This window comes from Paenibacillus sp. FSL R5-0407 (genome assembly GCF_038009185.1).
Taxonomy (GTDB): Bacteria; Bacillota; Bacilli; order Paenibacillales; family Paenibacillaceae; genus Fontibacillus; species Fontibacillus vini.
In genome coordinates this window covers 1,134,764-1,148,989 of the sequence record NZ_JBBPAX010000001.1, presented here as the reverse complement: position 1 = coordinate 1,148,989, position 14,226 = coordinate 1,134,764, and the positions used below count along the sequence as shown (strand labels likewise).

Here is a 14,226-nt window from a genome sequence, read left to right as displayed (position 1 = left end):
AGTACAATCCGAAAATATGATATAATAGATTCCAGCTACAGGGCTGCGCAGAGCGCGGCCCTTTTTATTGGAATTATGGATATTGGTATTTTAGGATCTGCGCAAGAAGCAAGAAAGTGGGGCCCAAAAAATATGAAAACGCTCGTTATCGCCGAAAAACCGGATATGGGGCGAACGATTGCCGCGGTCATCGAGCCGAGGGCGAAGAACAACCGGTCTTATTTGGAGGGGGATCGTTATATCATTACCTGGGCGATCGGCCATCTGCTCGGCTTGGCCGAGCCCGACGCTTACGATGCGAAGTACAAACGCTGGAATTTCGGCGATTTGCCGATCCTTCCGGAGCAATTCAAGATTGTACCGAATCCGAGAACGAAGGACCAGCTAAAGACGATCGGGGAACTGGCCAAACGGTGTAATGCGATCGTGAATGCCTGTGACGCCGGGCGGGAAGGACAATACATATTCGCCCTCATCCAGCAGCAGCTTAAATTAACCCAGCCGGTAAAAAGATTGTGGATTTCCGACCTTACCGCGGAGAGTATCGCGAAAGGCTTTGAAGGTCTCCACGACAGCTCCGAATTTCAAAATCTGGAGCTTGCCGCAAGGGCGCGCAGTGAGGCCGATTGGCTGGTAGGGATGAACGCTTCGCGGGCGTTTACGACCAAGCACCGGACATTGCTGTCGGTCGGACGGGTTCAGACGCCGGTGCTTGCGCTGATTTATGATCGGCAAAAAGAAATCGAAAATTTCGATTCGCTCACGTATTACGAGATAAAAGCCGATTTTGCCCAAAACGAACGTAAATATGTCGGCTCCTGGCAGGGCGAACGATTGACGGACGGAGAGAAAGCCGCCTCGATCGCCGACAAGGTCCGTGGCAAGCAGGGACGTATCGCGGAATACGAAGTGAAAGAAACCCGGGAGTATCCCTTCAAGCTTTATGATCTGACTTTGCTTCAACGGGAAGCAAACGCGAAATACGGCTATTCGGCCAAGAAGACGTTGGATTTGGCCCAAGCGCTGTATGAGAAGCATAAAGTCATTACCTATCCCCGGACTAGCTCCAACTATGTAACCGAGCAAAATATCGACGGGATGCACAAAACTCTTCATATGCTGAAATCATCGCCGTATCGGGACTTGGCCGAAGGGGGAGACCCGCGGATTGTGCATGTCAACAACAAGTCCGTCTGCAATCCGTCGCGCGTCGAAGATCACCATGCCATTCTGCCGACTCTGAGACGCGCGGGAACGCTCAGCAAAGAAGAGCAGCATATTTATGACCTTGTCGTACGCCGCTTCTTATCCCATTTCTATCCTCCGGCAGAATATAAGCAGCATACGCTGCTTACGGAGGTCGAGTCCGAAATGTTCAAGACGAACGTGAAGGAGCTGCTATCGCTCGGCTGGAAGGTCTGTCTGCCGGGAGAAGAGAGCACGGGCAAATCTTCGGGCTCCGGACGCGGTAAAAAGCAGGAGGATGAGGACGAAGCGGAGGAATTGGTCAGCGAGCCGTTTTCAATCGACCGGGATGGTCCGGTTCAGTGTACCGATGCGCAGGCCAAGGAGAAGGCGACCCAGCCGCCGAAGGCATATACGGAAGGAACACTGCTGAAGGCGATGGAGAGCGCCGGGAAACAGCTGGAGAACGAGGAGCTTCGCGAGGCGATGAAGGAAGCGGGTCTCGGAACGCCGGCTACCCGGGCGGCAACGATCGAACGGCTCAAAAAGGTCGGCTACATCACGATGCAAGGCAAGCGGATTACAGTGACCCAGAAAGGCCGGACGGCGGTGGAATTGATCCGGCATGCGGGCGTTGAGCTGTTGACTTCCCCGGAAATGACCGGGCAATGGGAGCGGCGGTTGCATCAGATTTCGAAGGGAGAAGCGGCCAGCGAAAAGTTCATGGAGAACGTCAAGCGGTTTGCCGTTTCCATCATCGATAAGGTAAGGACGCAGCCCAAGGCGGATGCCTCGCTGTTCGAAGCCGGTGAGGACGAGAAAGGCAAACGGAAACGGGGAGCCGGTAAAGAAGCAGGCCAATCGGCCCGTAAACAGGGCGGTAACGGCGGCGAAAGTGGAGGCCAGACCGCTTCCCGCCGCACAGCTTCCAACGGTACCGGCGGCGGGCTGCAGCCGCTGGCTCCTTGCCCGCGCGAGGGCTGCGGCGGCCAATTGATCGAAGGCCGCAAAGGGTTTGGTTGTACGCATTTTAAACAAGGCTGCGGCTTCGTGATCTGGAAGGAATTTGCGGGGAAGAACATATCGCAAAATATGCTGAACGCTTTGCTTGAAAAGGGACAGACCCAATTGCTGACGTTCAAGCAGCCGGAGGGCGATTACAAAGCGAGAATCCGGTTAGTTGACCGTATAAGCGGCAAGCTGGAGATTCAACGGGAAGAGTCTTGATATAAAAGAACAAGGCAGCTGCTCTAACAATGAGCGGCTGCCTTTTTTTTATGGCAAGAATATATCAGAAAAGCGGTTTATCTACGAAAAACAAGCATGTCCATATTAGCGGCCGATGCGACCGGAGGATGCACTCTGACTAGCTTGGGTAAGCGTCAGGCTTCCGGCGATCACACCCGGAACGGCCTCCAGAGAGGATACGGTATACATGGAAGTGTCCGTCTCTTTTTTTAGGTCAATCAGATTATAGGTCCATTCCTTCGGATGTTTGATATAGATGGCGTTGATTCCGGCGGAAAGGGCCGGCTCGATGTCCGTGCGCAGGCTGTTCCCGATCATCCAGGTAGAACGCCGTTCAAATGTACGGGAGGTCAGGATTTCTTCCAGCGCTTCAACATTTTTATGCTGCCGGATGTAGATACGGTCCTGGAAATAATCGGCCAGTTTCATCTGTTCGATTTTACGCTGCTGGATGGTCGTTTCTCCTCCGGTATACAGGTATAGCTCATGACCTTGCGATCTTAAGAGATTCAGTGTTTCCACCATGCCTGGATACGGCTCAACCTCGCGGTCATACACGCTCATTCCAAGCTTCATCAGTTTGTCTTCTTCCGCAATATTAAGATCCCGGCCCAAAAGTCGGCAGAAATAACGATAGGTGTCTACAAGGGATTGTGGAAAATGGCTGCTGACGAAGCCGATCAGCTCCACGCCGGCGACATCGATTTCAATTTGCTTGTTGCGGATTTCCTCGGTCGTGATGCGGAATTCCTGAAACCAATCGGCCAACAGTTCACTGAATTCGTCAAGAATTTGGTCGAAATAAATATTGCAGTGGACAAGGGTATCGTCCAGATCAAAAATAATTTGCTGCCGCAGCGGCCTATTCAAGTTAAGTCACTCCTTCTGAAGGGAAGCGGGTAAATTTTTGTATGTATCCTACCTTAGCAGAAGGGCCGGCGCAAAAGCAAATACCTAAAGTCGAATATAAGATTCAAGGAACATCTGCAGTTCGGACGCTCCGTCCGGCCGGATGCTGAATTTCTCGTTGTCCCGGTCCATCAGGTGGACGCGAAGAAGACCGGCTACCCTAAGCCGCATCATATGATGCATCAGTTGTTCCTCGGTCTCGTTCAAATTCTGAAGAAGTTCCTGCAGGGATTTCGGCTCATCAGCCACGTAGCGCAACAGGCGCAATCGTTCCGGGTTGGCGAGGGCACGCGTCAGTCGCAGCAGGCAGATTGGCGGCTCGTCTTCGTCCAGTTCCGGCAAATCCAGCGGATACTGGATCAGCAGCGTACTTTCATAGAAGCAATATGTATTTATCGGACGAAAATGGATGGAGGGGAGCAGAACTACTTTTTTGATCGGCAGCTGAGGTTCCAGCACCAATCCGCCGGAGGCATACTCCAGCAGGGCATCGGGATCCATCTTGTGCATTAAAGCCTGTTTCTCGGCCGCATCCTCTTCCAGCAAGGAAGCATACTGCTCCTCAATTTCGCGGAAATATTCATCGTTCCACAGCCGCAATAGAGGTACGTAGGATCTCAGGCGGGAAATATCCTCACTATTCACAGCGGGAACATAGGATTTGAGTTTGTGAAGCAGCGTATCCTCTTCGTCTTCGGCAAGCTCGTTCAAAAAGGAATCGATATCTGAATCTGTGCTTCGTTCCAATACCAGGGCATATAGCAAATCATAGTCCGTAAAGGGCAGCGCTGCGGTATCGGTAAAACGTTGCCGATCCTCTTCGCTAAACCGGGAATCGAGGGACTCGATCCATTCGGTACCGACATCTAAATTGTTCACCCATTTACGGGTCGTGTATATAATAAAGCTGCTTAGAAGTTCATACACCGGTGAAACATCGATTTTCACGTCATAGTACATGACTAAACCTCCCACGGGTCAATGCATACATTTTCATTATGGCTTGTTGGCGTGGAGGTTGTCTACTATAATGTTTGTATAGGGTTTAAAAAGCGTGACTTTATTTCATCTAAAAGCTAACATGAATGCCACATTACGGAAGTCGCCGGGTTATCCAGCGATTTTCTTTCTTTATTGTTGCCAATTATGAAGATGCTGTAATGGATTTTGAAGCCTATTTCCAATAAACTAAAGATGAGAGCGCAGTTAAAGGAGAATCGGACAGATGATCAAAGTAAGCCACTTGAAAAAATCGGTGGATGGCAATAAAAAACAGGTTTTGCGGGGAATCACCACCCAGTTTGAGCAGGGAGAAATCATCGGCGTCGTCGGACCGAGCGGCAGCGGCAAGAGCACGTTGCTCCGTTGCCTCGCATTGCGGGAGAGCTGGAATGGTGGGGATTACTCCTGGGACGGTAACCAGATCATTAAGGGCGGGGGCAAAGGCTCACAGAAATACCGTTCCAAATGCGCCTACCTGGAGCAAAATCCATCATTATATCCCGACAAGACAGCGCTGAAAAATGTGCTGATCGGACAAGTCGGCCAGACTTCTTTTCTGAGACGAATCACCGGGATGGTTCGATCCGACGATTACATGGGTGCGATGGACGAGCTGGAGAAGTTCGGATTGCTCGATAAAGCTCATGTAAAGGCCGGAAAGCTTAGCGGGGGAGAGCGACAGCGCGTTGCCATCTGCAGAGCACTGGTCCATGGAGCCGGATTTATCGCAGCGGACGAGCCGGTAGTGGGTCTCGATCCCCAATCGGCGGAACGCGTACTGAATACGCTTCGCTCGCTGTGCAGCGAACAGGGCAAAACAGTCGTTGCCGCATTGCCGATTGAACTGGCTGAGCGCTATTGCACGAGAATTTGGGGACTCTATGAAGGAGAACTTAAGCTCGATGTATCGGGCAGACGGTTGACCGCTGAAGAGAAGCGTTCGATCGATCTGGTATGAAGAGAGTGATGAAATTGTTCCACAAAAGCTGGATTACCGCAGCAGCCGGAGGTTTTCTGCTCTTTGCGCTGAGCGGATGCAATATCATTAAAGATCCGAAATCGCTGATGGAGACGCCGCAGCTGTCCTCGGACAAAGAGTCGCTCATCAGCGTTATTAACGCCGAGATCAAAGGGGCACAGATCATCCGGCCCCGGGACGTCAGCGACATCAGCTCGATCCGGACACCCGATCTGAACAACGACGGAGTCAAGGAAGCCGTAGTATTCTACGAAACTCCGGACGAAGCGGTCCGGATTCACGGGATGATTCTGGAACATACGGGAGACACCTGGGTTCCTAAGGTTAAATTCGACGGAGAAGGACAAGTACTGGAGACATTTGAGGTCCGCGATATTACCGGAGACGGCCACCTGGACATTATCGCCGGATTTACCAGCGGAGAAGAAGATCCCCAGAAAGGACTTACCGTCTATACCTATAACGGATCAGAAGTGGAAAATGTACTGTCCCTGCCGTACAACAATTTTCTTATCGATGATCTCAACCAGGACGGTCTGCTCGACTTGACCGTTGTAACCTTGAAGCGGGATCAAAACGCTACGGTTACGGTATACCAATATAATGAAGGTTTTCAAGAACTGGCTCACATCCAATTGGATGATCCGATTAAGCAGTACTACAATACGGTCAGCGGCAACATTACGCCTAAGCTCAAAGGAATCATCCTCGATGCCGCCTTCGGAACGCATTACGCTTATTCGCATCTGGTCGTCATGAAGGACGGCAAGCTGATCGACCTGCTGCCTTCTCAGGACTCCACATTTAAGAACTATCCCGTTCTGAGCGGCGATGTGGATGGAGACGGCATTCTGGAGGTCGGCCGCTCCGAGAAGCCGAAAGGCTGGGAATCCCGGCCGTATGATGATATACCTCTGTTTTCTTATTACCAGTGGGAAGAAGATGCAGGTCTTAAATTCGTTATGCAGCAATATATGGATTTAGCGGGCCGTTTTTATTTCAACTTCCCGAAAGAATGGTGGGGGAAGGTAACGATCGATCCGAAGTCGGATCAAAACGAGCACCTCTGGTTTACCAAGATTGACTCGGGTGAAACGGTGGCGGAAATCCGGTTCTTCTCCCTTTCGGAATGGGAACGAAATAAAGGAGACTGGGAACTGATGGCCCGGGATAATGACAAGGTTATCGGATTCCTGAGCCATACCGATTTGAAAATTAATAAAGGCGAAAAAGAGATCAAGCGTTAAACGCTGGCGAATAAGAGGGAGGAGACCAAGTTGAGCAAAGTATTGATTTTGGAAGACGAAGAATCCATCCGCAGTTTTATTGTGATCAATCTCAAGCGCAACGGGTTTGAGGTGATTGAGGCGGCGGAAGGCAACGAAGCCCTGGCGAAGCTGCAGAGCATTCCGGATATAGATATCGCGCTGCTGGACGTCATGGTGCCGGGAATCGACGGGTTTGAAGTTTGCCGGAGAATCCGGGAGACGAATGAGCGGATCGGGATTATTTTTCTGACCGCAAAAGTACAGGAACAGGACAAAGTTTATGCTTTGTCTGTCGGGGCGGACGATCATGTGAGCAAGCCGTTCAGTCCGACCGAATTGATCGCCAGAATTCAGTCGTTGCTCCGGAGAGTGAACGTATACCGGGAGAGCAGCGCCAAAGTATCTTTTACTTCAGGGCCGTTTACCCTGGATTTGATATCCAAGCAATTTAAAAAGAATGGCCAGCTTATAGAGCTTACGCCGACAGAATTTTCGCTGATCCAGTATTTCCTGGAGCAGGAGAACACACCGCTTAGCCGGGATCTGCTGCTGGATCATGTATGGGGCAAGGAATATATGGGAGACCCCAAGATTGTCGATGTGAACATCCGCAGGCTGCGGCAGAAGATCGAGAACAATCCGTCGGAACCGGCTTTTCTGCAAACCGTGTGGGGACACGGCTATAAGTGGAAAGGCGAGGGACAATGATCAAAAAAGGCATAGGCCGGCAAATCGTATTACAATATTTCATCGTCGTATTCGTAACCTTGTTCATGGTGGAATTGATCTTTTCATTGGCGATCCGGGTTTATTATTACGACACGATTTACAATCATATGTATACACACTCCACTTGGGCTTCCGACTTTTTTCAAAAGTTCGTGCGGTTGAATGCGGAACGTGATCCCGATTATTTCACGGAAATGCTGCGCACGTTTGAGTTGGATAATACGGAGCTGATGATATTAAACAAAAAGGGCGAAGTCGAGGCCAGCAGCAACGCGTTTCAGGCGGATAAAGCGATCCAGACGAGCGATGTCTCGCAGGCGGCAGCCGGAAGCGTGGGCAAATGGATCGGCCGGCAGCCGTCTACAGGCGAAATGGTGATGGCGGTTTCCACGCCGCTCCAGGTGCGCGGGGAGAACCGGTATATCGTCAGGTTCGTCACTTCGCTGGAAGCCGTAAATTCAAATTTAATGAAGCTTACGCTGTTATCGGGGGCGGTATGCCTTGCGGTACTGGCTCTCGTCACACTTTTTAGTATCGGATTGGCCAATTCGATCGTTAAGCCGATCAACAACATCAGGGCGGTCTCGGCCCATATGGCCAAGGGGAAGTTTGACGTGCGGATCAAAGGGAATTACCGCTATGAGCTCGGCGAACTGGCCGCCACGTTAAACTATATGGCTCAAGAGATCGTGCGCAGCAACCAGATCAAAGACGACTTCATTTCATCGATCTCGCATGAGCTGCGTACGCCTCTGACAGGGATTAAGGGCTGGAGCGAAACCTTGACCCTGGGCGGCTTCGACCCGGAAGAAACAAAGATAGGCATGGGCATTATCGCCAAAGAAACCGACCGCCTCATCGGCTTGGTAGAGGAAATGCTCGATTTCTCCAAGCTCCAGCAAAATGAAATGAAGCTGGTCATTGGACGTGTTAATCTGAAAGAACTGCTTCAGGAAACGATGCTGAACGTTTGGGCCAAGGCGGAACAAAAAGGCATTCAGATTAAGCTGGAGGACCGGACGGTACAAACGATTATCGTCGTTGGAGACGGGAACCGGTTGAAGCAGGTATTTCTGAACCTCGTTGATAATGCGATCAAATTTTCCAATGAGAACAGCTGGATCCATCTGGTGATTACCCGAACTGAACCCGATTGGGTGCTGATTGAAGTGGTCGATAACGGAATCGGGATCAGCGATGAGCATTTGAACAAGGTTAAAGACAGGTTTTTCCAGGTCAACCACCAAGGCGGCGGAACCGGGCTGGGGCTGGCCATCAGCCAGCAACTGGTTGAACTGCACCATGGAGAAATGGATATTCACAGTGAGCTGGGCACCGGTACTACAGTATCCGTCAAGCTGCCGCTTGCTGAACCGGAAGAGGGAACCGAAGAAAGCGGTGAACCTGTATGAGAACGCCATTAGGAACGATTATGACCTCAGCAGGAGAATTGGAGATATGCCTGGCGGACAAAGATGATGCGGAGCTCGTTCGATCTCTGTTGGTTGAAGCTGCAAATTGGATGGCGTCCGTCGGGATCAGGCAATGGAAGCCGGAACAATTTACCGAGCAAGAAATCGCGACTTATTTTGCTAAACGGGAAATTTATTTGGTTGTGGGACCCGATGAGCCGGTCGGTATGTTTACGCTTCAACAGAGCGATCCGGATTATTGGGGCTCCCTGAACGAGGAAGGCTACAGTTATCTGCACCGTTTAACGGTCACGCCTTCCTTTCGGGGGCATGCTTTGGGCCGCGATTTCATTTACTGGGCGGCCAGACGGAGCCGCGAACTCGGGCGTAAAGGCCTGAGATTTGACTGCTGGAGCGAGAACCGCAAGCTGAATCCCTATTACAGGGAACTGGGCATGGAAACGCGGGGAAGAGGAGTACTGAACGGCAGGGAGTATATACTGTACGAGATGAACAGCGAGCTCTACCGAAAGTTGTAATGAATAACGCACAAAGGGTGTCGGCCTGGGCCGACACCCTTTTTTTATATAAAATATGCAGCTATGTCGTATTAGGAAGACAGTCCTTCGGCACGAAGACGGGCCGTCTTGTCGTATACTTCCTTGAGCAGGCGGGCAGGCTGAGGGCGTGCGGCCGGTTTGGCCTGAACGGTCTCATAAGGGCCTACAACGACGATTTCGCCTTCGGTTCCTCTGACTACGGCGCCGTCGTGAATAATGGCTCCTTCACCGATGATGGCCCGCTCAATCAAAGCCCCGCGACCGATCCGGGCATTAGGCATAATGACGCTGTCCTTGATTTTCGTATAACGACCCACCTCGGTGCCGCCAAAAATAACGGATCGCTCGGAATAACCTTCGAGCGCACAGCAATCATGGATCATGGACGATTTCGTCTGAACGCTGCGTGTTTTAAACGGTTTTGCTTTCAAACGGGCATGCTCCCGGGTATACATCGGCCATGCTTCGTTCATCAGCTTCCAGTCCGAGTCTTTGGCCAAAATGTCCATGTGAGCTTCCCACAGGCTTTGAACCGTACCGACATCGCGCCAGTAGCCCTTGAATTCATAAGCATGCAGCGCTCTGTCCCCGGCCAGCATTTTCGGAATCACATCTTTGCCGAAATCATGGCTGGAGTTTTCGTCCATTGCATCTTCAATCAGATGCTGCTTGAGGAAGTCCCATTTAAACAAATATATTCCCATCGAGGCCAGATTGCTGGCCGGTTGCGCTGGTTTCTCAGCAAATTCGGTAATTCTGGAATGCTCATCCGTAGACATGACTCCAAACCGGTGCGCTTCTTCCCACGGTACAGGCATTACCGAGATCGTCGCAGAAGCGTCCGATGCCATATGGAAATCAAGCATTTCCCGGTAATCCATGTGGTAAATGTGGTCGCCCGAAAGGATTAATACATTTTCGGGTTCGTGACCGTCCACGAAATCGATATTTTTAAATATGGCATCAGCAGTACCTGCATATTCCTCTACCCCGGCGTTATAGGATGGCAAACAGGAAATTCCGTTATTGGCCGTCCGCGGAAGGTTCCAGGCATCTCCTTCGCCGATGTGTTCATGCAAGGATTCCGCTTCATATTGGGTAAGAACACCAATGGTGTCAATTCCGGAATTCACGCAGTTGCTGAGAGGAAAATCGATAATCCGATAATGGCCGCCAAAAGGAACGGCGGGTTTGGCAAGCTTGGACGTAAGCGGCGACAATCGTCGGCCCTCACCACCGGCCAGAAGCATAGCAATACAGTCTTTCTTTTTCATTTCGTTTCCCTCCCGTAAGGTTTCGTCTGTGTAGTACATACATAAACGAGATATAATGTAGTTGAAACTAAAATTATGGAAATCCCAAGAAAATATTACATTTATTTTTTCATTTTTAATTTTCCTGTTCAGTTTCGGGGAGTTTTGGGTAAATATTTAAGTGGGACTATACATAAAAGCAGGTGATAAATTGTTAGAGCCATTCAAAACGAGCGCCGTTTCGGACACGGACGTGTATTTATTCCATGAAGGAACACTTTACCGCAGCTACCGGACGTTCGGTGCCCATGTCGCCCAGGAAAACGGCGAGACTGGAATCCGTTTCACGGTTTGGGCGCCAGCCGCGCGCCAGGTCTCCCTGGCCACCGATCAAAACGGCTGGAACGGGGAGAACGATTTATTATATAAGATACCCGATTCGGGGATTTGGACTCGCTTTTTTCCGGGACTTGAAGAAGGGATTTTTTACAAGTATGAAATTACGGGTCCGGACGGCAACAAATTTCTTAAAGCCGATCCTTATGCTTTTTACGCAGAAGTAAGACCGGCAACCGCCTCCGTGGTGAAATCCCTGGATGAGTACAGTTGGGGGGATGCGGCATGGAGACGTAAAAAGCGGGCACCGTACCAGAGGCCGTTGAACATTTATGAATTGCATTTCGGTACATGGAGACAGCGGGAAGACGGGAGTTTCTACACTTATCGGGAGATGGCCGATCTGTTAATTCCTTACGTCGAAAAGATGGGATATACCCATATTGAAATTATGCCCCTGACTGAACATCCATATGATTTATCCTGGGGTTATCAAACGACGGGCTATTTCGCCCCGACGAGCCGATTTGGTGAGCCACAAGATCTGATGTACTTTGTCGACCGTTGCCATGAAGCGGGGATCGGTGTGATTCTGGACTGGGTTCCGGGTCATTTTACGAAGGATGCCCACGGTTTGCGGATGTTTGACGGTACGCCGCTGTATGAATATGCCGACCCGTCCAAAGCGGAGAAACCGGGTTGGGGCACACTCAGCTTCGATTTCGGGAAGCCGGAGGTGCGCGCCTTCTTGATTTCAAATGCGTTGTATTGGCTGGATATGTATCATTTTGACGGATTAAGAGTCGACGCGGTGACCAGCATGCTGCGGTTGGATTTCGAGAAATCCGAGGGCCAGTATAAACGAAATGAGCAGGGCGGCATCGAGAATCTGGAGGCAGTTTCCTTTTTGCAGCAATTGAACGAGACGGTATTCCTGTATTATCCTCATACTTTGATGATGGCGGAGGAGTCCAGCGCATGGCCTATGGTTACGTCTCCCGTACACGAAGGAGGGCTAGGCTTTAACTACAAGTGGAATATGGGCTGGATGAACGATACGCTCGCTTACGTGGAGACACCGTTTTGGGAACGGCCGGCTCGCCATCATCTGCTGACTTTTCCGATTTGCTACGCTTATTCGGAGAATTTTGCATTGCCGCTGTCGCATGACGAGGTCGTTCATGGCAAGAAGTCGCTGGTTGACAAAATGCCGGGCGGTTATGAAGAAAAATTTGCGGGGCTGCGTTTGCTGCTCGGTTATCAGATGACCTCTCCGGGCAAGAAGCTGCTGTTTATGGGCGGTGAGTTCGGCCAATTTATCGAATGGCGGGATCAAGGGGAGCTCGACTGGTTTCTTCTGGAGTACGAATCGCACAGAAAAATGCAGGAATATACTGCCGCTTTGAATCACTTGTACCTTCAAGAGCCGGCGCTGTGGGAATTGGATCATACGTTTGAGGGCTATCAGTGGATTAATGCGGACGACGCTGATCAGAGCGTGATTTGCTATCTCCGCATTGGCAAAAAAGTGAAGGATACACTGCTGGTTGTCATCAATTTTCAGCCGGTGGAGCGGAACAATTACCGCCTTGGCATTCCCAGAGCAGGCACGTATGAAGAGATATTTAGTACAGAAAATCTAAATTACGGCGGAAGCGGAAAGGTGAATAAGAAAGGCGCAAAGAGCGAGAAAACGCCATGGCATAATCAGAAGCAGAGCTTGGTATTGAATTTGCCGCCGCTTAGTATGTCGATCTGGAAAAAAACCGCAACCGCTGCCGCCGGATCAAAGACGGCAAAGACCAAATCAACGCCGCAAGGGAGGAAGAAAAAATGAAAATTTTGTTCGCGGCCGCCGAAGCGGAACCGTTTATTAAAACCGGAGGACTCGCCGACGTGATAGGTGCTTTACCTAAGGCGTTGAAGCAGGCGGGACATGACGTGCGCGTGGTCCTGCCGAAATATAAGGACATACCGGCAGCTTATACCGAGACTTTGCGCCATTTGGGCGAAGTGGTTGTCCCCGTGGGCTGGCGTCAACAGTACGGAGGCATAGAATACTTGGTGTGGGACGGAATTCCGGTGTATTTTATCGATAACGAATATTACTTTGGCAGAGACGGGGTATACGGTTATTGGGATGACGGGGAACGGTTTGCTTATTTAAACCGTGCCGTCCTGGAAATTCTTCCGGCCATCGACTTTTTCCCTGACGTGCTTCACTGCCATGACTGGCATACCGCTATGATTCCACTTTTGCTGCGGGAACATTATCGATGGAACCCGGCGTATGCTGACATTCGTACCGTATTTACGATTCACAATTTGCTGTACCAAGGGATATTCCCGTACGAAATTCTTGGCGATTTGCTGAGCTTGCCGCATGGCTACTTTACACCGGATGGGGTAGAGTATAACGGGAATGTGAGCTTCATGAAAGCTGGGCTCGTGTTCGCTGATCATGTGACGACCGTGAGCCCGACCTATGCCTCGGAGATCCGGACGGAGCATTACGGATATGGCTTGGACGGCCTGCTTCGTTCGCTTGGAGACCGGATGTCCGGAATTGTAAACGGGATCGACGTGAAGCTATACAACCCGTCGACAGATCCGGAACTGGCTGCACGATACCGCACTAGCCTGAATAAAAAGAGGGAGAATAAAGCCGCTCTTCAACGGGAAGTGGGGCTGCCTGTGGCTCCGGATGTACCTCTGGTCGCCATGATTACCCGGCTGGTTGAGCCAAAGGGACTTGATTTGGTCACCCGGATTATGGACGAATGGCTGCATTTTGACGACGTTCAGTTCGTTGTGCTGGGGACCGGAGACCGGGCCTATGAGGATTGGTTCAGGGAAGCGGCACACCGTCATCCGGAGAAGCTGTCGGTTCAAATCAAGTTCAGCGACGGCCTGTCCCGCCGTATCTATGCGGGAAGTGATCTGTTCCTGATGCCGTCGCGTTTCGAGCCTTGCGGAATCAGTCAATTATTGGCGCTTCGTTACGGAAGCATTCCCGTTGTCCGGGAAACCGGGGGGCTGAACGATACGGTTCATGCTTACAATGAGTATACCGGAGAGGGCAATGGATTCACCTTCAAGGACTACAATGCCCATGATTTGCTGTATACGCTGCGCAGAGGCGTTTCGTTTTATCATCAGCCCGAAGAATGGAAAAAGATCGTGGCTAATGCATTCGCTGGAGACTATAGCTGGAACAATTCGGCGGAGCAATATATCGACATTTACAGGAGCCTTACGGAATCGGAGTAGATATTTCGATTAGGCGGTTAGCCAGGAAACTTATAGCATATACAAATCCCCCCGATGCGAAGGTAATATCACATC

Annotated in this window: 11 protein-coding genes; 8 read left to right on the top strand and 3 right to left on the bottom strand. The window is 50.8% G+C overall.

The features are described 5' to 3' along the window. Positions 1–132: 132 nt before the first annotated feature. Complete coding sequence (locus tag NYE70_RS05565; protein WP_341045308.1) at positions 133–2,412, top strand: type IA DNA topoisomerase; 2,280 nt, start codon at positions 133–135, stop codon at positions 2,410–2,412. 105 nt (positions 2,413–2,517) lie between these two features. On the opposite strand, the gene NYE70_RS05560 is transcribed toward NYE70_RS05565, so the two are convergent. Next, the gene (locus tag NYE70_RS05560; protein ID WP_211020604.1) at positions 2,518–3,303 is read right to left on the bottom strand and encodes an HAD family hydrolase; all 786 of its coding nucleotides are present in this window, start codon (positions 3,301–3,303) and stop codon (positions 2,518–2,520) included. An 84-nt stretch (positions 3,304–3,387) separates the two neighbouring features. Next, positions 3,388–4,302 (bottom strand): winged helix-turn-helix domain-containing protein, encoded by a 915-nt coding sequence (locus NYE70_RS05555; RefSeq protein ID WP_290408108.1) that lies wholly within the window; start codon positions 4,300–4,302, stop codon positions 3,388–3,390. A 265-nt stretch (positions 4,303–4,567) separates the two neighbouring features. Here NYE70_RS05555 and NYE70_RS05550 point away from each other — a divergent pair, with 265 nt between their 5' ends. From NYE70_RS05550 to NYE70_RS05530, 5 genes are read left to right on the top strand one after another with little or no spacing between them, the layout of a single operon-like run. Continuing rightward, positions 4,568–5,302, top strand: coding sequence for a phosphonate ABC transporter ATP-binding protein (locus NYE70_RS05550; RefSeq protein ID WP_341045307.1), 735 nt, complete (start codon positions 4,568–4,570; stop codon positions 5,300–5,302). Further along, positions 5,299–6,570: a hypothetical protein gene (locus tag NYE70_RS05545; protein ID WP_341045306.1), complete on the top strand. Its 1,272-nt coding sequence runs from the start codon at positions 5,299–5,301 to the stop codon at positions 6,568–6,570. Before NYE70_RS05550 ends, NYE70_RS05545 begins: the two co-directional genes overlap by 4 nt. Positions 6,571–6,600: 30 nt before the next feature. Then, a complete protein-coding gene (locus tag NYE70_RS05540) occupies positions 6,601–7,299 on the top strand; it encodes a response regulator transcription factor (protein ID WP_211020600.1) in 699 nt (232 codons plus the stop codon). Continuing rightward, positions 7,296–8,732 (top strand): sensor histidine kinase, encoded by a 1,437-nt coding sequence (locus NYE70_RS05535; RefSeq protein ID WP_211020599.1) that lies wholly within the window; start codon positions 7,296–7,298, stop codon positions 8,730–8,732. Before NYE70_RS05540 ends, NYE70_RS05535 begins: the two co-directional genes overlap by 4 nt. Then, entirely contained in the window at positions 8,729–9,271 is a 543-nt protein-coding gene (locus NYE70_RS05530; protein ID WP_341045305.1) for a GNAT family N-acetyltransferase, read from the top strand. Before NYE70_RS05535 ends, NYE70_RS05530 begins: the two co-directional genes overlap by 4 nt. 71 nt (positions 9,272–9,342) lie before the next feature. On the opposite strand, the gene NYE70_RS05525 is transcribed toward NYE70_RS05530, so the two are convergent. Further along, positions 9,343–10,566, bottom strand: coding sequence for a glucose-1-phosphate adenylyltransferase (locus tag NYE70_RS05525; protein ID WP_211020597.1), 1,224 nt, complete (start codon positions 10,564–10,566; stop codon positions 9,343–9,345). Positions 10,567–10,756: 190 nt separating this feature from the next. Between NYE70_RS05525 and glgB the strand changes: the two genes are divergently transcribed. Both glgB and glgA read left to right on the top strand, forming a co-directional pair. Continuing rightward, a complete protein-coding gene (glgB, locus tag NYE70_RS05520) occupies positions 10,757–12,718 on the top strand; it encodes a 1,4-alpha-glucan branching protein GlgB (RefSeq protein ID WP_341045304.1) in 1,962 nt (653 codons plus the stop codon). Further along, the gene (gene glgA / locus NYE70_RS05515; RefSeq protein ID WP_341045303.1) at positions 12,715–14,151 is read left to right on the top strand and encodes a glycogen synthase GlgA; all 1,437 of its coding nucleotides are present in this window, start codon (positions 12,715–12,717) and stop codon (positions 14,149–14,151) included. Before glgB ends, glgA begins: the two co-directional genes overlap by 4 nt. The last annotated feature ends 75 nt before the right edge of the window (positions 14,152–14,226 follow it).